15 protein-coding genes and 4 pseudogenes are annotated in these 18,663 nt (G+C 64.2%); 11 read left to right on the top strand and 8 right to left on the bottom strand.

What is annotated here, in order from left to right; genetic code table 11:
• Positions 1-34 precede the first annotated feature (34 nt).
• On the bottom strand, positions 35-2,146 hold the full coding sequence (locus tag AB4Y43_RS27635; RefSeq protein WP_368729246.1) for an NAD(+) synthase: 2,112 nt from the start codon (positions 2,144-2,146) through the stop codon (positions 35-37).
• Positions 2,147-2,373: 227 nt separating this feature from the next.
• Here AB4Y43_RS27635 and AB4Y43_RS27630 point away from each other — a divergent pair, with 227 nt between their 5' ends.
• Entirely contained in the window at positions 2,374-3,546 is a 1,173-nt protein-coding gene (locus tag AB4Y43_RS27630; protein ID WP_368729245.1) for a GNAT family N-acetyltransferase, read from the top strand.
• A gap of 30 nt (positions 3,547-3,576) precedes the next feature.
• On the opposite strand, the gene AB4Y43_RS27625 is transcribed toward AB4Y43_RS27630, so the two are convergent.
• From AB4Y43_RS27625 to AB4Y43_RS27615, 3 genes are read right to left on the bottom strand one after another with little or no spacing between them, the layout of a single operon-like run.
• Complete coding sequence (locus tag AB4Y43_RS27625) at positions 3,577-5,334, bottom strand: M48 family metalloprotease (protein WP_069265408.1); 1,758 nt, start codon at positions 5,332-5,334, stop codon at positions 3,577-3,579.
• Entirely contained in the window at positions 5,331-5,720 is a 390-nt protein-coding gene (locus AB4Y43_RS27620; protein ID WP_069265409.1) for a hypothetical protein, read from the bottom strand. The genes AB4Y43_RS27625 and AB4Y43_RS27620 overlap by 4 nt, the downstream gene beginning before the upstream one ends.
• A gap of 41 nt (positions 5,721-5,761) precedes the next feature.
• Positions 5,762-7,279 (bottom strand): CHASE2 domain-containing protein, encoded by a 1,518-nt coding sequence (locus AB4Y43_RS27615; RefSeq protein WP_069265410.1) that lies wholly within the window; start codon positions 7,277-7,279, stop codon positions 5,762-5,764.
• Between the two features lie 252 nt (positions 7,280-7,531).
• Here AB4Y43_RS27615 and AB4Y43_RS27610 point away from each other — a divergent pair, with 252 nt between their 5' ends.
• The 4 genes and pseudogenes from AB4Y43_RS27610 (at position 7,532) to AB4Y43_RS27595 (ending at position 11,718) form a co-directional block, all read left to right on the top strand.
• Positions 7,532-7,843, top strand: coding sequence for a GIY-YIG nuclease family protein (locus AB4Y43_RS27610; RefSeq protein ID WP_069265411.1), 312 nt, complete (start codon positions 7,532-7,534; stop codon positions 7,841-7,843).
• A gap of 159 nt (positions 7,844-8,002) precedes the next feature.
• Positions 8,003-10,854, top strand: a pseudogene (locus tag AB4Y43_RS27605) (EAL domain-containing protein).
• Between the two features lie 100 nt (positions 10,855-10,954).
• Entirely contained in the window at positions 10,955-11,227 is a 273-nt protein-coding gene (locus AB4Y43_RS27600; RefSeq protein WP_069265413.1) for a DUF1778 domain-containing protein, read from the top strand.
• Positions 11,224-11,718 carry a GNAT family N-acetyltransferase gene (locus AB4Y43_RS27595; protein WP_069265414.1) on the top strand — a complete coding sequence of 165 codons (495 nt, stop codon included), beginning with the start codon at positions 11,224-11,226 and terminating at the stop codon, positions 11,716-11,718. The genes AB4Y43_RS27600 and AB4Y43_RS27595 overlap by 4 nt, the downstream gene beginning before the upstream one ends.
• A gap of 315 nt (positions 11,719-12,033) precedes the next feature.
• Here AB4Y43_RS27595 and AB4Y43_RS27590 read toward each other — a convergent pair whose 3' ends face one another.
• On the bottom strand, positions 12,034-12,477 hold the full coding sequence (locus AB4Y43_RS27590; protein WP_368729244.1) for a hypothetical protein: 444 nt from the start codon (positions 12,475-12,477) through the stop codon (positions 12,034-12,036).
• Positions 12,477-12,596, bottom strand: a pseudogene (locus AB4Y43_RS27585) (Txe/YoeB family addiction module toxin); the annotation flags it as partial. The pseudogene AB4Y43_RS27585 and the gene AB4Y43_RS27590, both read right to left, overlap by 1 nt.
• 150 nt (positions 12,597-12,746) lie before the next feature.
• Between AB4Y43_RS27585 and AB4Y43_RS27580 the strand changes: the two are divergent.
• Positions 12,747-13,757 (top strand): alpha/beta hydrolase family protein, encoded by a 1,011-nt coding sequence (locus tag AB4Y43_RS27580; protein WP_368729243.1) that lies wholly within the window; start codon positions 12,747-12,749, stop codon positions 13,755-13,757.
• 1 nt (position 13,758) lies between these two features.
• Here the strand turns inward: AB4Y43_RS27580 and AB4Y43_RS27575 are convergent.
• Positions 13,759-13,973: pseudogene (locus AB4Y43_RS27575) on the bottom strand (transposase domain-containing protein); the annotation flags it as partial.
• 7 nt (positions 13,974-13,980) lie between these two features.
• Between AB4Y43_RS27575 and AB4Y43_RS27570 the strand changes: the two are divergent.
• The 3 genes and pseudogenes from AB4Y43_RS27570 to AB4Y43_RS27560 form a co-directional block, all read left to right on the top strand.
• Positions 13,981-14,163, top strand: a pseudogene (locus AB4Y43_RS27570) (transposase domain-containing protein); the annotation flags it as partial.
• 14 nt (positions 14,164-14,177) lie between these two features.
• Positions 14,178-14,669 (top strand): hypothetical protein, encoded by a 492-nt coding sequence (locus AB4Y43_RS27565; protein ID WP_069265417.1) that lies wholly within the window; start codon positions 14,178-14,180, stop codon positions 14,667-14,669.
• A 31-nt stretch (positions 14,670-14,700) separates the two neighbouring features.
• A complete protein-coding gene (locus tag AB4Y43_RS27560) occupies positions 14,701-15,069 on the top strand; it encodes a calcium-binding protein (RefSeq protein WP_069265418.1) in 369 nt (122 codons plus the stop codon).
• Positions 15,070-15,445: 376 nt separating this feature from the next.
• Here AB4Y43_RS27560 and ppa read toward each other — a convergent pair whose 3' ends face one another.
• Entirely contained in the window at positions 15,446-15,973 is a 528-nt protein-coding gene (gene ppa / locus AB4Y43_RS27555) for an inorganic diphosphatase (protein ID WP_069265419.1), read from the bottom strand.
• A 321-nt stretch (positions 15,974-16,294) separates the two neighbouring features.
• On the opposite strand from ppa, the gene AB4Y43_RS27550 reads away from it, so the two are divergent.
• Positions 16,295-17,734 (top strand): aldehyde dehydrogenase family protein, encoded by a 1,440-nt coding sequence (locus AB4Y43_RS27550; RefSeq protein WP_368729242.1) that lies wholly within the window; start codon positions 16,295-16,297, stop codon positions 17,732-17,734.
• 31 nt (positions 17,735-17,765) lie between these two features.
• Positions 17,766-18,524, top strand: a complete 759-nt coding sequence (locus AB4Y43_RS27545) for an SDR family oxidoreductase (protein WP_368729241.1) — start codon at positions 17,766-17,768, stop codon at positions 18,522-18,524.
• Positions 18,525-18,663: the final 139 nt, after the last annotated feature.

The raw sequence follows: 18,663 nt of genomic DNA, 5'->3' as shown, positions 1-18,663 counted from the left end.
AACATATCGGGATTCTACGCTGTGCGGCCGGGGCTCACGCCGAGGGCTTGCCCGCAGGCGCCGCGCTCGTCCCGCTCGCTTCATCGGGCACGCGCTCCAGATCGGCGAGCCAGACCACCGACTCCGAATCGCTGGGGGCACGCCAGTCGCCGCGCGGCGAGAGCGAGCCGCCCGAGCCGACCTTCGGCGCATTCGGAATGCAGGTGCGCTTGAACTGGCTCTGGCGGAAGAAGCGGTCGAGGAATATGCGCAGATTGCGCTTGATCGACGCGAGATCGTACTGATTGCGCGCGACCTTCGCGTTCTCGGGCCATGCACCCGCTTCGCGGTCACCCCACGCGTGGCGCGCGAGGAACGCGACCTTGGAAGGCGCGAAGCCAAAGCGCAGCGTGTAGTAGAGGTTGAAGTCCTGCAGCTCGTAGGGGCCGATCGTGTTCTCGGATTTCTGCTCGGGCGCGCCATCGGACTTGCCGGGGATCAGCTCCGGGCTGATGTCGGTGGCGAGAATCGCTTCGAGCACGTCGCGGCCGCTCTCCCCGTTCTGGCCAATCTGGCCCGTTTCGGCCACCCAGCGCACGAGGTGCGTGATGAGCGTCTTCGGCACGCTCGCATTCACGTTGTAGTGCGACATGTGATCGCCCACGCCGTATGTGCACCAGCCGAGCGCAAGTTCGGAGAGATCGCCCGTGCCGATCACGATCGCGTGATTGAAGTTGGCGAGGCGGAACAGGTGATTCGTGCGCTCGCCGGCCTGCACGTTTTCGAACGTGATGTCGTAGGCTTGCTTGCCTTCCGAGTACGGATGGCCGAGGTCTTCGAGCATCTGCATGCAGCTCTGGCGAATGTCGATTTCGCGCGCCGTGCAGCCCACGAGCGCCATCAGCTCGCGCGCCTGGCGCAGCGTGCGCTCGCTCGTGGCGAAACCAGGCATGGTGTACGCGAGAATGTTCGCGCGCGGCAGCCCGAGGCGATCCATCGCCTTCGCGCACACGAGCAGCGCATGCGTGGAGTCGAGCCCGCCCGAGACGCCAATCACCACCTTCTTGATGCCCGCCTGCGAAAGCCGCTGCACGAGCGCCTGCACCTGGATGTTGTAGACCTCGTTGCAACGCTCGTCGCGCCGCTTCGGATCGGCCGGCACATACGGGAAGCGCTCCACGCGGCGCGAGAGCGCGAGCGTGTCGCGCTGCCATGCGCCCTCGCCGGCCAGCTCGCATGAAATCACGCGGAACTTCGCGACTTCATCGGCGTGGCGGCGGATCGAATCGCCGAACGTGGTCTGGCGGATGCGCTCCTGCTGCAGCCGTGCGAGATCGACATCGGCGAAGATGAGGTGCGAGTCGTCGGAGAAGCGCTCCGACTGCGCGAGCAGCTCGCCGTTTTCGCACACGAGCGCGTGGCCGTCCCAGGCCATGTCGGTGGTCGATTCGCCCTTGCCCGCCGAGGTGTACAGATACGCGGCGAGACAACGCGCCGACTGTTGCGAGACCAGTTGCTGCCGGTAGCCCGCCTTGCCCACCACGACGTTCGACGCCGAAAGATTGACGAGCACCGAAGCGCCCGCGAGCGCCGCGAACGACGACGGCGGGATCGGCACCCAGACGTCCTCGCAGATTTCCACGTGAAAGCGCAGACCCGCAACCTGCGGCACCTCGAACAGCAGCGACGCGCCGAACGGCACATCCGCGCCGGCGAGGCGCACGGTGTCGGTGCTCGCGCTATCGGCGGCGCTGAACTGGCGCGGCTCGTAGAATTCCCCGTAGTTCGGCAGGAAGCTCTTGGGCACGACGCCCGCCACACGCCCGCCCGCCACGACCGCTGCGCAGTTGAAGAGCGAATGCCCCGCGCGCACCGGCAGCCCCACGATCATCACGAGCGGCAGCGCGGCCGACGCTTCGACGATCTGCGCGAGCGCGCGCTCGCAGGCGTCGAGCAACGCTTGCTGATGGAACAGGTCGTCGCAGGTATAGGCCGAAAGCCCAAGCTCGGGGAACGCGACGAGCGCCGCGCCCCGCGCCGCGGCCTCGCGCGCGAGCGCGAGCGTCTCGCTGGCGTTGAATGCGGGATCGGCCACACGGCAGCGCGGCACGCCCACGGCGACGCGCGCAAAACCGTGCGTATAGAGATTGAAGAAGCGCTCTTTCATTTCGATAACCTTGAGGCGGGCGCGCTGCGCACGAAAGCGCGCGCTCTGACGTTTGGGCTGCCTGGTGCCGCTTGAAGCCGCTTTGAAACGCTCGATGCTGCGTGGCTGACGCCGCTGCACGAAGCGCGGCGGTCCTCACCCGCTCGGGACGTTTGCTTTACCATGACCGTTTGCCGCTGCAGGCGCTGCTGAACGACTCAAGCCGCATCCCACGCCAACGGGCACGCATGAAACAGGAACATTTCAATTATCGCACGGGCATCCTCGGCTCACCGTCCGAGGTCGACGCCGCCGAATGGAACGCGCTGCTCGCGCGTCAGGCGCAGCCTACGCCCTTTTTGCGCCACGAATTCCTCGCGGCGCTCGACGCCACGCGCTGTACCACGCCGAACGAGGGCTGGGCCGCGCAATTCGTCACGCTCACCGACGCACGCACGGGCCGCCTCGCCGCCGCCGCACCGGTGTACCTGAAGGGCCACTCGTACGGCGAGTACGTGTTCGACTGGGCCTGGGCCGACGCGTACAAGCGCAACGGCCTCGAGTACTACCCGAAGCTCCTGTGCGCCGTGCCGTTCACGCCGGTGCAGGGCACGCGCCTGATCGCCGCCGACACGACCGCGCGCCGCCATCTTGCCGCGACGCTGCTCGCCTTCGCCGAGCAGGCCGACGTCTCGTCGCTGCACGTGCTCTTTCCGACCACCGAAGATGCCGAGGCACTGACCGACCTCGGCATGATGCAGCGCGAAGGCGTGCAATTTCACTGGCTCAACGACGGCTATCGCGACTTCGAGGACTTCCTCTCGACTCTCGAACAGAAGAAGCGCAAGAACATCCGCGCGGAACGTCGCAAGGTGCACGACGCGGGCGTGACGATGCGGCGTGTGCGCGGCGAGGACATTAGCGACACCGAGTGGCGCTTTTTCAGTCGCTGCTACCGGCAAACCTACCGCGAGCATTTCTCTTCGCCGTACCTGAATCTCGACTTCTTTCGCATGATCGGCGAGACGATGCCGGAGAATCTGCTGCTCGTGATCGCCGAGCGCGAAGGCAAGCCGATCGCGAGTTCGCTCGTGGTCTGGCAGCGCGGTGAGAATGGCCAGGGCGGCACGCTCTATGGCCGCTACTGGGGCGCGCTCGAACACGTGCCCTGCCTGCACTTCGAGACCGCGTATTATCAGCCGCTCGAATTCTGCATCGAGGAAAAGCTCGACGTGTTCGAAGGCGGCGCGCAAGGCGAACACAAGATGGCGCGCGGTTTCCTGCCCACCGCCACGCGTTCGGCGCATTGGCTCGCCCATCCGGCGTTCTCGGATGCCGTCGCGCGCTTTCTCGAGAGCGAGACGAATCATATTCACGCCTACATGCACGAACTCAATGAGCGCAATCCTTTTCGAGCGTGAAGCTTCCGCGCGAAACAGACGCCCCGCCGGCTATTGCCTGAACCAGCGGTGCGAGACGTTGTCGACGATCATCTTCGCGTGCGCGTCCGTCTTCGCCTTGATCTGCGCGAGTTCTGCCGGCGTCATGCTCGCATTCGAGCACGCGGCGCGGTAGTTGGCGAAGTTGATCCCGCAGGCGAGCGCCATCTGCTTGCCGCGCTGCACGTCGCCAGTATCGCGATAGAACGCGATCATGTCGGGCCACGTTTGTGGCGCCTGCCCGAACCAGGCGAACTGCCCTTCGAGAAACGCACGTGCCTGCGCGCGGTTGCTGGCCGCCATTGCATCGGCGAGTTGCACCTGCACACGCCACGACCGCTCTGGCGCCTTCTGGTTGCGGGCGAGAATCTGCCCCGGCGTCTCGCTCGAGCGCGCATGTGAAAGTGCCAACAAATTGGCGAGATAGTAGTCTGGCGCGGCGTCGTTCGCCGTGGCGCCCGAAGCCGCCCTCTGCGCAAGCCGGTAAGCCTCGACATAGCGATGCTGTGCCTCCAGCATGTCGATGTCGCTCAACATCGCGTAGTGTGCGAGCACCTCCTTCGTGTGCCGCTGCTTACGCGCGGCTTCCCACGGCGCCGTCGTCGCCGGCGGACGCTTGCCCGCGATCAGACCCTCCACGGCCTTGCTAAGGTCGTCCTCACGCGCAGCACCCTCCGGGTGCGTGTCACGCAGTGACGCCATACCTTTTGCCAGCGCACGGTCCAATGCGCGCTGCGCGTCGTAGGCGCCGGTGTTCAGGCTCACCTGCCCTTGTGTCAGTGCGTCGTTGAGCTTCGCAAGTGCGTCGTTGATACCCTGCAGGGCCTGCGCGGGGCCCGACGGCTGCGCATCAGACATCGGCGCTGCTGCCGCTGCAACGGCAGTAGCGCTCGCTCCGCTCGCAGGCGCGCTAGCCATCGGTACAGAGCCCTTAGGGATCCTGGCGAGCGTGTCGGCGCGGATCTTCTCGTGCATCGCGTCGTCCTGGGCCTTCTGCAACTTCTCATCGCGCTCGCGCGCCTCGGTGTCGTAGGTGTCGATGCGCTCAAGAAACGCCTTGAACCCATAGATGTACGAGTAACCGCAACGCAAGCTTACGGTCGCTCCGAAGAGGTCAGCCTGCTCTTCGATGCTGCGCTGCCAGGCCGGCATGAGTACAGTCGTTCCGATGCTCTGCACGAGCATGATCTTGTCGAGGCCGTTCCAGCCGCGATCGACGACATTGCGGTTCACGACCGACCATGTCACGCCTGCAAGAATTGCAGAAGCGTCGCCCGCGTTGCGCACGTCGTACAGCGCGTAGTGGTTCAGGTAGATGTGGCCGTATTCGTGTGAGAGGATTGCAAAAATCTCGTCCTCGGATTGCGCCGACATGATCCAGCCAAGCGGAACGTAGATGTTGCCCGCCGCCGTCGAACTCGCATTGAGCGATGTGTCCGACGTGATGTGCACCGTGACGGGCCAGTCCGCTGTACCGGTCGTCACCTTGATCTTCTGTAACAGCGCGTTGAGGTATTGCTCCAATTCCGGCATGGATACGAGGCCCCAGCCATCAGCACGATGGTCGTTGAGGTCCTGCTTCGCGTCGGGCCAGGTGTGCGCGGGCGGCGGCGGCAACTCGCCCGCGATCTTGATGACAGGCTTCTCAGGCGCGCCAGGAGCGAGTGACGAAAGTGACGCGAGACTGGCGGGCACCGGCAAGTTCGCGCAGGCAGCGAGTGCGAGCGCAGCGGAGCAAGCCGCCGCCGCACGTGCGAATGGCGGCCTCATTGGCAACGGTTCGTCGACGAGCCGAGATCGCCCGCGCTCTGCGCGCCCCCCGCGGTCTTCTCGCAGTTCGCCCTCACAATCTGGCTCGCACGCACGTTCATCGAGTCCACCCAGTAGTCCTTGCCACCCAGTTTCACGCGGTAATAGCCCGAGTTCTCTTCGAGCACTGTCCAGGGCAGCCCGCTCGCATGCGCCGAGCTCACGGGCGTCGCAGGGACGGGGGCAGCGTAGAGTGGCAGCGGGTCGCTCTTTGCGCTCACAATCGACTGGGCCGCCATAGCGGGTGCAGTCCACGCAGCGGCAACTGCGATCGCGAGCGGCAGCGCAATACTCGCCCCGCGGCGCGCGAGTGTAGGCATAAGGTCCAGTTCGCGGCTTTGCTTCATGTTCATTCCCCGTTTACGTGATGGTTTGCTTGTTGGCCTATTTAGTCTTGCTGACATTGCTCTTTAGCGGCGTCTTGCGCGTTCGCGCCCTCATCCTCCCCTGATTCTCTCTCCGGACCGAACAGCCAAATGACTAGCTTCTCGTTCCACTCGAACCATTCCGCCGCGAGCGCGAACACCGCGATATCAATGATGCTGAGAAAGCCCATGTTCAGCACGGACTGGCCGAAATAGAGCAGCACAGCGACCAGTGCGAGCGACGCAGCGATCTCGAGCGTGCACTTGACGAACCAGGAGACCGATTCGCCCGCGCGCCGTGCAACCCAGCGCATGGGTCCACGTAGGTGCTCGCGCTCTACCCTCTTACGCATGCGGTTTTTCGCCACGCGCACCGCCACCACTGCCAACAGCCCGCCCACAACCAGAATGAACAGGTGCACATGATCGCGGTCGGCGCGCAGCGCGAGTGCCGTGGCGTGCTTGTAGCGTGAGCCGTAGGTCAAGAGATTGTCGAACGCCATCGCGTGGAGGTAGACACCTGGAACGCGCCCGTGAATCGGCGAGATCACAAAGTCGTTCGAATACTCGCGCGCGGTGCCGATCATGACGACGCGATTGGTCAGCGCGCGCTTGAGCACAGTCTCGCCAACGTCGTCGGCGTTTGCGAAGTCGTAGCCGTAAACTGTTTCGTGGTAAACACAGACCGGCTTCTCCGCGTCGTGAAAAAGCCATTCGCGCAAACCGAACGGCGCGATTTCAAGCAAGCCATGGTCAGTGCGGCAATATGCTTCGTGACTCTCTGGCGCGTCGTTCCCCTCCTCGGCCGAAACCGGGGCAAGCAAGCGTAGGCCGTCTGACGCAGGCGAGAGCCCCCACGAGAGCGCCATCGGCGCGCTTGCATTGGCAACCGGTTCCTTCGCGAGGTCGTCGTAAATCGCGAGCGCGGCGCTGCGCCGAACGGGGTTGCTACTGCTGTGCGTTTCGAGCGGATACGACCACGCGAGCTTGTCGACTTCGTCGGGCCTGAACGTGATCGAGACCGTCTCGAAGCAACGCCCTCGCAACTCATCGAGGCCCGGACGCACGCGCAATACGCCAGCGGCGTCGGGCGTTCCCGCAAGATAGACTCTCGTGCCGCCGGCGCGCAGCTTGCACAGGCGCTGCGCGAACAAAGCGAGCGTCGGGTCGGGACGAGGATCCCGGAACATGATGTCGAAGAATACGGCGCGCGGCTTGTAGCCCTGTAACGCATCGAGAAGCCGGGTGTAGTAACCGTAGCTTGCGGGCCAGGTCTGTCCAGCTTGCGCGAGCGAGGCATCGTCGATCACCAGGACGGAAATCGCGTCGCGTGAACCGTTACCGTAGGCCTGCCCCGCGACAGGCGCATAAACGCTCGCGGCCTTGCGCGTGGCGAACTCCTCACCGAACAGTTGGGGCAGCACGAGCGCGGCCGCAATGCCGAATACGATGGCGAGAAGCCCCTGCAGTATCGTGCGATTGAAAAGTGCCGCGGCGAGCCGCCTCTTCAGCGCGCGCGCCCCCCGTACCAGTACATTCATTCTCGTTATTGACTGCTTCTTCTTCGAATATCCCGCGGCCGCCCGCGCGTTCCTTTCAGTTGCTCGGCCAGCGCGACGCAACCGGCGAACACTGCTCTCGACTGCATTACGGCCGCCTTACCGTAAAACTTTAGCCGGGTGCGGTGCGACAATCTGCCCTCCAGCCGATCTGACGGGACTTAGCATGCGCCGCGAACTGTGGGACACTCACGCTCGCCCACCCTGATACGCGCCGTGCGCTTTTCCCCCGCTATGCCGTGGTTCCTCTACATGCTCGAATGCGCCGACGGCAGCGTCTACACGGGCATCGCCGTCGACGTCGCCGCCCGCTTCGCCCAGCACGCGAGCGGCACGGGCGCGCGCTACACGCGCTCGCGCAAGCCGGTGCAGGTGCTCGCGCAATTCGAGTTCGCCGACCGTGCGCGCGCCTCGAGCGCCGAGTACTGGGTCAAGCGCCTCACCCCACGCGAAAAGCGCGCGCTCGCGGCCGGCGCGCGCACGCTCGAATCGGTCCTGCCCCCGCCGCCCCCGGAAACGGCCCCGGAAACCGCAGCGCCGGATTGAGCAAACGCCTCGCGGCAAGAGCGTTTGCTCTTTTCATCGAACACGCCGTCTAAAGCCTAAAGCCGCCGCAGCCCTCGCCGTTATTGCTCACAAGACGCCGGTCTTAGCCCCCGGCGTGCGCTCTCATTTCACCTCGCAAGCCGAAGGGACCGGTGAAGCATGAAGAGACCCATTAAAACGGAGCCGAGCCGGCTTGCCCCCGGGTGGCACGGATTGCGGCGCACGACCGCGGTCCTGCTGCCGTTATGGCTGCTCGCTGCCGTCATGGCCGTGATCGCCGCGGTCAGCCTCGCGATCATGTCGATCCTGCTTGCCTATGTGGCGGGGGAAAGCAGCTGGTCGAAGGGCCAGAAGGACGCGGTCCACGCGCTGGAGCGCTACGCGCGCACCGGCGACGAGGCGGACTACCGCACGTTCCTCGCCGGCATTGCGGTGCCGCTCGGCGACCGCGCGGCCAGGCTGGAGATGAACCGCGCGCAGCCTGACACCGCGGCGATCCGGCACGGTTTCGAGCTGGGCCGCATCGCGCCCGCCGACATCGACGGCATGACCTGGGGTTACCGCACGCTCAAGAACACGCCGTGGATGCGCCCGGCCGTGGCCTTCTGGGAGATCGGTGACCGCTATATCCTGCGTCTTGCCGATACGGGCGAACGCCTGCACGCGCTCGTTCAGGCGGGCAAACTGCACGCGCCCGAATCCACCGGCCTCGTGCAGGAACTGCGCGAGATCGACAGCCAGCTCGCGCCCATCGAAAGCGGCTTCTCCCGCTCGCTCGACGACGCGGCGCGCGCCACGCGCTCGCTCCTCACGCTCGCGCTCGCCGCCTCCGCGATCGTGCTGCTCGGCGTGTTCTCGCAATTCATCCGCCGCGCGCTCGCTCGCAGCGACCGCCTCGAAGCCGAAGTGCGCAAGAACGAGGAGCGCCTCACGCTAGGCTTCGAAGGCATCAACGCCGGCCTCTGGGACTGGGAGGTCGGCAGCCGGCAATGCTACTTCTCGAACTGGCTCTACGAGCAGCTCGGCTACGACGTGGGCACGCGCTTCGAAAGCGACACGGGCCTCACCCAGCTCGTCCACCCGGACGACCTCACGCTCGTGCGCCACGCACTGCGCCAACACCTTGCGCGCGCAACGACTTTCGACGTGGAGTTTCGTCTGCGCACGCTCGCGGGCAGCTACTGCTGGTGCCGCGCGCGCGGCCAGGCGGTGCGCGACGCGCGCGGGCGCGCCGTGCGCATGGTCGGTTGCCTGTTCGACATTTCCGAACTAAGGACCGCAGAAGCGAAGGCCTATACCGAACGCGAACTGGCGGAGGTCACGCTGGCCTCGATCGGCGAAGCCGTGATCCGCACCGACGAGCACGCGCGCGTGACCTACTGCAACGCGGTGGCCGAACGCATGCTCGGCCGCGCGGCCGCCGGGATGCTCACGCAACCGTTCGACGCGATCTGCGACCTGCGCAACGACGCGCAAGAACAGCAGCGCTTCGATCTCCTTATGAATTTTCTGGCGGCAGGCAACGCAGGCGGCGCGAGTCTGCATGTGTTGCGCCCGAACGGCTCGCGTCTCGCGGTCGACTACTCTGTGTCGAGGCTGCGCGACGCGCAACGCCGTGTGATCGGCACCGTCATCGTGCTCTACGACGTGAGCGCGCTGCGCGAGCATGCCGCCCGCCTCGCCTACCAGGCGACCCACGACGAGCTCACCGACATCTACAACCGCCGCGAATTTGAGCGGCGTCTGGCCGCGTTGCTCGACGAGAGCGCTAGCGCACCTGCCGGACAGCCTGGCCACGCGGTCATGTTTCTCGACCTCGACCAGTTCAAGGTCGTCAACGACACCTGCGGCCACTCGACCGGCGACGAGCTGATCCGCCAGGTTCGCCGCGTGCTCAAGAGCGGGTTGCGTGGCGAGGACATCATTGCGCGCCTGGGTGGCGACGAATTCGGCGTCGTGCTGCCGCACTGCACGGCCGCGCACGCGTCACTGCTCGCGGAGAACCTGCGCTCGGGCATCGCCGCGATCCGCTTCACGGGCGCCGGGCGCATCGTGCAGACGAGCGTGAGCATCGGCCTCGTCGGCGACGCGGCGGGGCTCGTTTCCGTGAAAGAGGTGATGAAGGCCGCGGATGTGGCGTGCTACATGGCGAAGAAGAAAGGCCGCAACCGCGTGCACCGCTTTCGCTATGACGACGAGGAACTCTCGCAGACGCACGCGCAGATGGCGTGGGTCTCCGACATCAAGGCGGCGCTCGAGAACGGCCAGTTCTGCCTGTTCGGCCAGAAAATCCTCTCGCTCGCGCAGTCGTCCAGTTCGGCATCGGCGGCCGACGACACGCACGTCGAACTGCTGCTGCGCATGCAGTCCGCCTCCGGCGCGCTCGTCGAGCCTTCCGCGTTCATCGGCGCGGCCGAGCGCTTCGACCTCATGCCGGCCATCGACCGCTGGGTGATCGCGAGCGCATTCGCGATGATCGCCGAAGGCACGCACGATTACGGCACCTGGTCGATCAACTCTCGGGCGCCTCGCTCGGCGACGAGCAGCTCGCCGACTATATCGAGGAGCAGCAGCGCATCTGGTCGATCCCGTTCGAGCGTGTGTGTTTCGAGATCACCGAAACCGCCGCCATCACGAACCTGGACGAGGCGATCACGCTCATCGAACGCCTGCGCGCGCAGGGCTGCCGCTTCGCGCTCGACGACTTCGGCGCGGGCATGTCGTCGTTCAACTACCTCAAGCATCTGCACGTCGATTATCTGAAGATCGACGGCAGCTTCATTCGCGGCATCATCGACAGTCCGCTGGACCAGGCCATCGTGCGATCGATCAATCAGGTCGCGCACGCCGCGGGCAAGCTGACGATCGCCGAGTGCGTGGAGGACGCCGCGATCGTGGACTGGATGATCGCGATGGGCGTGGACTACGCGCAAGGCTATGCGGTGGGCAGGCCCGCGCGGTTCGATATCCTACCCGGGCCCGAACTGCGCGACGTCGCAGAAGTAGGCTAAACGGGCCTGTGAGAGTCGCCGGCTCACAAGAGTGTATTGACAACAGCTACACACCGCCCTATTATGTGTATCTAATGTACACACATCAAGGGGCGAATTCATGCGTGACGCTTCTATCAACCTGCGTGCGTTGCCCGAGCAGCGCGACCTGATCGACCATGCTGCCAGCCTGCTGGGCAAGAATCGCTCTGATTTCATGCTGGAAGCGGCGTGTGAGCGTGCGAAAGCCATTGTGCTGGATCAGGTCTTTTTCAGCCTGGACGAGGCACGCTTCCGCCAGTTCACCGCGTTGCTTGATGCGCCACAGGACACGAATCCGGGCCTTGAGCGCCTGATGGCGGTCAAGGCACCGTGGAAGACCGGCAAGTCGTGAACATGCAGCTTTCGGCACCGCAACCGCTCGCCGCAACGCATCGACTTGATGGGTTCAGTTGTGGCGAGCCATCGCTGGATGACTGGTTGAAGCGACGTGCCCTGACCAACCATCTGAACGGCGCCAGCCGCACCTTCATCGTGGTCGACCCTGACCAATGCGTGCTTGGGTACTACGCCCTGGCGGCGGGGGCCGTCGCACATGAGGAGGCCACGAGCGCTGTGCGGCGCAACATGCCTGATCCGGTGCCGGTCATGGTGCTTGCAAGGCTCGCAGTCGATGCCCGTGCCCAGGGCATCAAGCTCGGGGCGTCCCTGCTCCAGGATGCTGTCGCGCGCGTGCACGCCGTCGCCGAGAATGCCGGCGTTCGAGCGTTGCTTGTACATGCGCTAAACGAGCGCGCAAAACAGTTCTATGAACACTACGGTTTTCGGGCGTCGCCTATCCACCCGATGACCTTGATGCTCCCCCTGAGAGCACGCCAGCCATGACGGCATCCTCTACTTCGCGGTACGTCATCTCTTCTGGCAACGGAGTGGGCAACCGCCGAACATCGGCGAGCGGCGCATACAGCTCAACTGCACTGGCAATGGCTCTCCGACGGTAGTGTTCGAATCCGGCCTGGGAATTAGCGGTTCGCTGGACTGGTCGGCCGTCCACCCATCCGTCTGGAAGCTCACCCGCGCCTGTTCATATGGTCGCGCAGGAATCATGTGGAGGGACCTCAGCCCAGAAGCACAAGACGCCAGACCGGTTTCGAAACCTCAGCAGTCGTCCAATTTACGTGCTCACGGCGACGGCGCCGTTTACTGCGGCAGCGCTGGCATCGACGCACATAACTGCTGCCCAAGGCCTGCGGGTGAGAGAGAGATAGACCCAGCTGCAGAACGATGAGGCTCACCGGGTTCTTGCGCCTTGCGGACGTCGAGAACCAGTGCGCCGTCATGACTCATGGCGTCAAATTTCGGCTCCAGGACTGGAGACCATGACTCACCTTGAGCACTGTATTCGACGGGATAGCCGTCTTGATGCAGGGTGAAGGTGAGAGCGCGGACGCCCAGCTTGACCTGGCCGAGCGGCTTGTCGAGTTCTCTGTTCAACGAAACAAGGGCCGCGCTGGAGCGAATTCCCCCGTCAACGTCCAGCGTGAGCCGAAAGCTCGCGTTATATTCACCTGAACAAAACACAACGAATTCGTCGTGCCTCTCCTGTTCTGCGGTCATGGTGCGATTTTCCTTGGTGTTGACCATCAGTAGTGGTAGCGGCACGAAACGATATTGATTTGCGTGTTTGCTACTTCGTAGACCAAACGATTCGTTTCATCAATGCGGCGCGACCAAAAACCAGTCAGGTTTTCCTTCAGTGGCTGCACAGGAATTCAAATCAGGAAGGAGGCTCCTTGAGCTCTATCGATGCGCCCAAATGTAAGCGATCGATAAACAACGCCCTTCAGTCATCGAACGTGTAAGAACGTTCTGATATCCTTCGCCTCTCATTCTGGCTGGCCAGGAAAAGTGAAATGCGTTGGATACTGATTCTTGTACTGGCAATCGTATGTACGTGTTCCGCGCTGGCCGCCCCGGCTGCTTTTAACTCAGGCGTAATCCGCCTCACGGTGGTGGACGAGGCTGCTTCTTTCGACACGGTCGTCTTTTACCCTACGCATGAGCGCGAGGTTCCGTGGCAAGCGGGGCCGTTCACTGTCGAGGCGACGCGCAATGCTCCGCCTGTACCTGATAACCGCTTCCCGGTTGTGTTGATTTCACACGGGCGAGGCGGCGGCCCCCTCAGCCACCGTGACCTGGCTACCGCTTTGGCTCGCGCCGGATTTATCGTCGTGTTGCCGACGCACGTTGGAGATGCTTCAGGCTATCCCCGTGCGCCGTCCCAAGCCCAGATTCTGATTGATCGTCCCCGACAGGCAGAAGCCGCGCTCAATGCAGTTCTCGCAGATCCACGGTTTTCAGCAAGCGCCGATGTCGGCAGAATTGGCATGATCGGATACTCGGCGGGTGGCTACACTGCGCTGATTCTGGCGGGAGCGAAACCCGACTTTGCATACGCCAGTGCGTACTGCGCGAACCATGATGATTCGGGATCATGTCCGCGTTCAGCATCCAGCAATGGTACGAAAGGCGCCCAAGGTAAAGCGGCCGTCCCCGCTGAACTGGTAGCTTGGCAACCGCCCGTTGACCGCCGCATGAAGGCCCTGGTGCTGATGGATCCGCTGGCGATGATGTTTGAGGCGCATGGCTTGTCCGCTGTGCGCATACCGACGATGCTCTATCGACCGCAGGACGACAGCTATCTTGGTTCTACAAGAAACTCTGTTGCCGTCGTGTCAGGCTTGCCCAAACCGCCTGCAGTCCACATCGTGCCAGGCAACCACTTCGTTTTCATTGATCCCTGTCCGGCCTCGGTCGCAGCCAGTGTGACCCTGATCTGCCGGGATGCGCCGGGGATCGATCGCGTGGAGATTCATCGCCAGATCGACCAGGAGGTCGTGGACTTCCTGCGAGCAAATCTATAACTCATCCGGGCTGAGCTGACATGCCCCAGGCAAGCAGCGCAGCGTAGTCGTCGACAGTCTTTGCCAGAGGCAATTGCTGGAACAGCAAGGTGAGGTAACGGTACGGATCGATTCGACAGGCTTTGCAGGTTTCGACGAGAGAGTAAGATTGGCGCTCGCAGTCGCGCCGCCGACAGTGCCCGCGAACAGCCAGCCGCGACGCTTACAGAAGGGCTTCTATAACCGCAAGAACTCGTTATTTGCAGCTTCGCCGCGCGGAGCCAAGGCGGCCGCCACGATGTACTCACTGCTCGGTACGGCCCGCCTGAACCACGTCGAGCCCTATGCGTGGCTCAAGAACACACTCGAGAAATTGCCGTCATATCCAGCCAGTCGCGTGCACGAACTGCTGCCGCTTGCCCGTTAAACGCCCCTCGATTGATGGACATTCTCGAAACACTTCGACAGGCGCCCAGCGCCGAACTCTACCGCCTCTATCTCGCGATCGGCAAAATGCTTGACGACCCCAGACGGATCCTGGAAGTGCGGCAGCGGCTGCACCTCGGGATGAGCGTCGACTACGTCGGCGACAATCCACTGGAACCGCTATCGCAAGGCACCATCGTTGAGCTTCGGCACACACAGGCGGTCGTTCAGGACAGCCGCAGTCGGCGCCACTGGGCGATTCCCTACGCGGCGATCGTTCCCGACAGGACTGCCCCAGTTGTTCATCCTGAGCCGCCACCGCCGCCGCGCGCAAAACGCGAAGAGTTCGCCATCGGCGACACGGTCGGGTTCACCGACACGCACCTGAACGAGCGCTTTGGCATCATCGTCAGACTGAACGCGAAAACCGCCTCGATCGCGGTAACAGGCTCGGAGGGGCACTGGCGCGTTTCCTACGGCCTGCTGCGGCATATCGTCGATCTGTAAGCCGAGTCAATACCGAATACCGCACGACGTCATGGCCAGGACCAAACCCAACGCGGAACGTGAACATCGCATCGAGATGGAAGTCGTCGTCGACGCGTATACCGAGGAAGAGCGTGCGCTGTCGTGGTACTACTACCTGGAAGAACACCTCTCGTTCCCATTCCAGGCCAATGTTCGCAAGGCGATGGCCTCTTCGCCGCTGCCCGCAGGTGAACAGGTCTCGGTCACAGCGCTCGCTCATGAAGACCTGTGTCGGGTTGGCATCTTCGTCTGGGCCCGGTGGGGCGAACGAGACGTTGTGGCACCGCTGGCCCAGCTTGTTTCGTTGAACAGCGATAAGTCAACACAGGTGGCAGTCGCGGACTGGCATTACTGGCACGATCAAGGTTACGCGTTCTGAGGTTCAGACTTCTGGCGGGTTGCGCAGACGGATACCTTTCAAACTCGGCCAGCAGTGCGCTTTCCGCTTCCCGGAGCGTTTCGGATAGCCGCATCTGATTCCGGCCACCTGTTTTCCATTCGCATCGCCGGTTCCCCGTGTGCACAACTCCGCTGCCCACACCGCAAGGGTGTGGACAGCCGCCCCGAGGGCGATACCGGAGTTGCACATACTTGAGCTCCTGACGCGCCAGCTACGCCGGCTTGTCCAAGGAAGAAAAACTGCGGAGTCAAACCCGACCGAGCAATGTGAAAAGCCTCGCAAATTCGTAGGCGTAAAAAAAGCGCCCCAAAAGGGGGCGCCTCATCGGAAACTTTCGTTTCCTGATTACGCTGGTCTACTTCTTGAAGTTCGCCACGCCGTCGGTGATTTCCTTGTGGGCGGCTTCGATGCCGACCCAGCCTTCGACCTTGACCCACTTGCCCTTTTCGAGCGCCTTGTAGTTCTCGAAGAAGTGCTTGATCTGGTCCTTCAGGTACTCGGGCACGTCGTCGAGCGACTTGAGGTTGGCCGTCATCGGGCAGACCTTGTCGTGCGGGACCGCGATCAGCTTCGCGTCGACGCCCGACTCGTCGGTCATCTGCAGCATGCCGAGTGCGCGCGAGCGCACGACCGAGCCTGCCAGCAGCGGGAACGGCGTGATCACGAGCACGTCGACCGGGTCGCCGTCGCCGGAGAGCGTCTGCGGAATGAAGCCGTAGTTCACGGGATAGCGCATGCCCGTGCCGACGAAACGGTCGACGACGAGCAGGCCCAGGTCCTTGTCGGCTTCGTATTTCACCGGATCGCTTTGCGCGGGAATCTCGATGATCACGTTGAAGTCTTGCGGCAGATCCTTGCCGGCGGGGACATTTGCAAAGCTCATGAGCGCTCTCTGTTGAGAAGGGGAAAAATCGACGGCTCGCGCGGAAAAACGGCGCGGAACCGAACGTCGCGGACGTTGGAGGATGGACGCCATTATAGCCAATCGGCCAGGGCGGCCGGCAGTTCGGCCCAGGGCTTTCCCGCACGCAGATGAAGTGCCTGCTGAATTGCCGCGCGTAGCGCCCGCAATTGGCGCGATAATCGACCTGCCGGCGCGGCCCGCCATCGGGCGATCCGAGGCACGTTTCGGCGACGTTTCCCGTTTTGCGTTTCCCCTCCCTCGTTTCACCCCCGCTTCACTCCCTATTTAGGAGGCGCATGCATGGAAGAAGCGAAGCACTTCATCGGCGGCGAGTGGCAATCGCCCGCCAGCGGCGAGACGCTCGCCGCGATCGATCCCTCCACCGGCCAGCCCTTCGTGCAGCTCGCGCGCGGCAATGCAGCCGACATCGACTCGGCCGTCACGGCCGCACGCAAAGCCTTCGAGGGCGCCTGGGGCGCACTGAGCGCCGCCGAGCGCGGGCGACTGCTGTTCGCGCTCTCGGGCCTGGTCAGCCAGCACCAGGAGGAACTCGCGCAGCTCGAAGCGCGCGACACCGGCAAGCCGCTCAAGCAGGCGCGCGCCGACGCCGCCGCGCTCGCGCGCTATTTCGAGTTCTACGCCGGCGCCGCCGACAAGCTGCACGGCGAAACGCTGCCCTACCAGGCCGGCTACACGGTGCTCACGGTGCGCGAGCCGCACGGCGTGACGGGCCACATCGTGCCCTGGAATTACCCGATGCAGATCTTCGGCCGCAGCGTGGGCGCGGCGCTCGCCACCGGCAACGCGTGCGTGGTGAAGCCCGCCGAGGACGCCTGCGTGTCGCTGCTGCGCGTAGCCGAACTCGCGCGCGAAGCCGGTCTGCCCGCGGGCGCGCTCAACATCGTCACCGGGCTCGGGCATGAGGCGGGCGCGGCGCTCAGCGCGCATCCCGGCATCGACCACATCTCGTTTACGGGCTCGCCGCAAACGGGCAAGCTCGTCGCGCAGATGGCAGCTGAACACCACGTGCCAGTGACGCTCGAACTGGGCGGCAAGTCGCCGCAAATCGTCTTCGCCGATGCCGATTTCGACGCCGCGCTGCCCGTGCTCGTCGCCGCGATCGTGCAGAACGCGGGGCAGACCTGTTCGGCGGGCAGCCGCGTGCTGATCGAGCGCAGCGCCTACGAGCCGCTCATCGACCGGCTCGCCGCCTCGTTCGGCAAGTTGCGCGTGGGCCCGGCCAGTGCCGATCTCGACTGCGGCCCCCTCATCAACGAGAAGCAGCGCCAGCGTGTGCGCGCCTTTCTCGACGAAGCGGCCGCGAGCCGCATCGCCACGGCGGCAAGCGGCAGGCTCGAAGCCGATGCGCCCAGCGGCGGCTTCTACGAAGTCCCGACGCTCCTGCGCGACGTGCCGCCGCAAAGCCGCCTCGCCCAGGAGGAAGTGTTCGGACCGGTGCTCGCGGCCATGCCCTTCGAGAGCGAGGAAGAAGCGCTCGCGCTCGCCAATGGCACGCCTTATGGCCTCGTCGCCGGCATCTGGACACGCGACGGCGCGCGCCAGATGCGTCTCGCCCGGCGCGTGCGCGCGGGCCAGGTGTTCGTCAACAACTACGGCGCGGGCGGCGGCGTCGAATTGCCGTTCGGCGGCACGCGGCACTCGGGACACGGGCGCGAAAAAGGCTTCGAAGCGCTCTATGGCTTCACGGTGCTCAAGACGATTGCGATCCGGCACGGCTGAACATGTCGATACTCATACATACGGAGACACCATGCGACTCAAAGGCAAGACGGCCGTCGTGACCGGCGGCGGCTCGGGCTTCGGCGAAGGGATCGCCAGGACTTACGCGCGCGAAGGCGCGAACGTCGTCATCAACGATCTGAACGGTGACGCCGCCGAGCGCGTGGCGAGCGAGATCGCGCTCGCAGGCGGCAAGGCCATCGCCGTGCAAGGCGACATCACGCGCGAAGCCGACTGGCACGCGCTGCGCGAGGCGGCCGTCGAGGACTTCGGCAGCGTGCAGATCGTCGTCAACAACGCGGGCACTACGCATCGCAACAAGCCCGTGCTCGAAGTGAGCGAAGCGGAGTTCGACCGCGTCTACGCCGTCAACGTGAAGGGCCTCTACTGGAGCGTGCGCGCGTTCGTACCGCACTTTCGCGAGCGCGGCGGCGGCGCGTTCGTCAATATCGCGTCGACGGCCGGCATCCGGCCCCGGCCCGGGCTCGTCTGGTACAACGGCAGCAAGGGCGCGATGATCGTGGCCAGCAAGGCGCTGGCGGCCGAGCTGGGCCCCGACCAGATTCGCGTGAACTGCGTGAATCCCGTGATCGGCGATACGGGGCTCACGGCGGAGTTCATGGGCGTGCCCGACACGCCCGAGAACCGCCAGCGCTTCGTCGCGACCATTCCGCTCGGGCGCTTTTCCACGCCGCAGGACGTGGCCAATGCGTGTCTCTATCTCGCTTCGGATGAGGCCGCGTTCATTACCGGCACCTGCATCGAAGTGGATGGCGGGCGCTGCGTATAGTTGCGCCCGCCAGCTGGCCGATCGGTGTTTTCCCCGACAGATACGCGCCGTCGCGCCACGGCGGCGCGTATAGAATGATCGTGCTTTCGCGTCGAATACCCGCCATATCAAGGCGGCAATACAACAAACACGCCAACGA

This window comes from Paraburkholderia sp. BR10872, from assembly GCF_040965835.1.
Taxonomy (GTDB): domain Bacteria; phylum Pseudomonadota; class Gammaproteobacteria; order Burkholderiales; family Burkholderiaceae; genus Paraburkholderia; species Paraburkholderia nodosa_A.
Note: the sequence above shows the minus strand (reverse complement) of the source record. Positions and strands in the feature narration are given on the sequence as shown.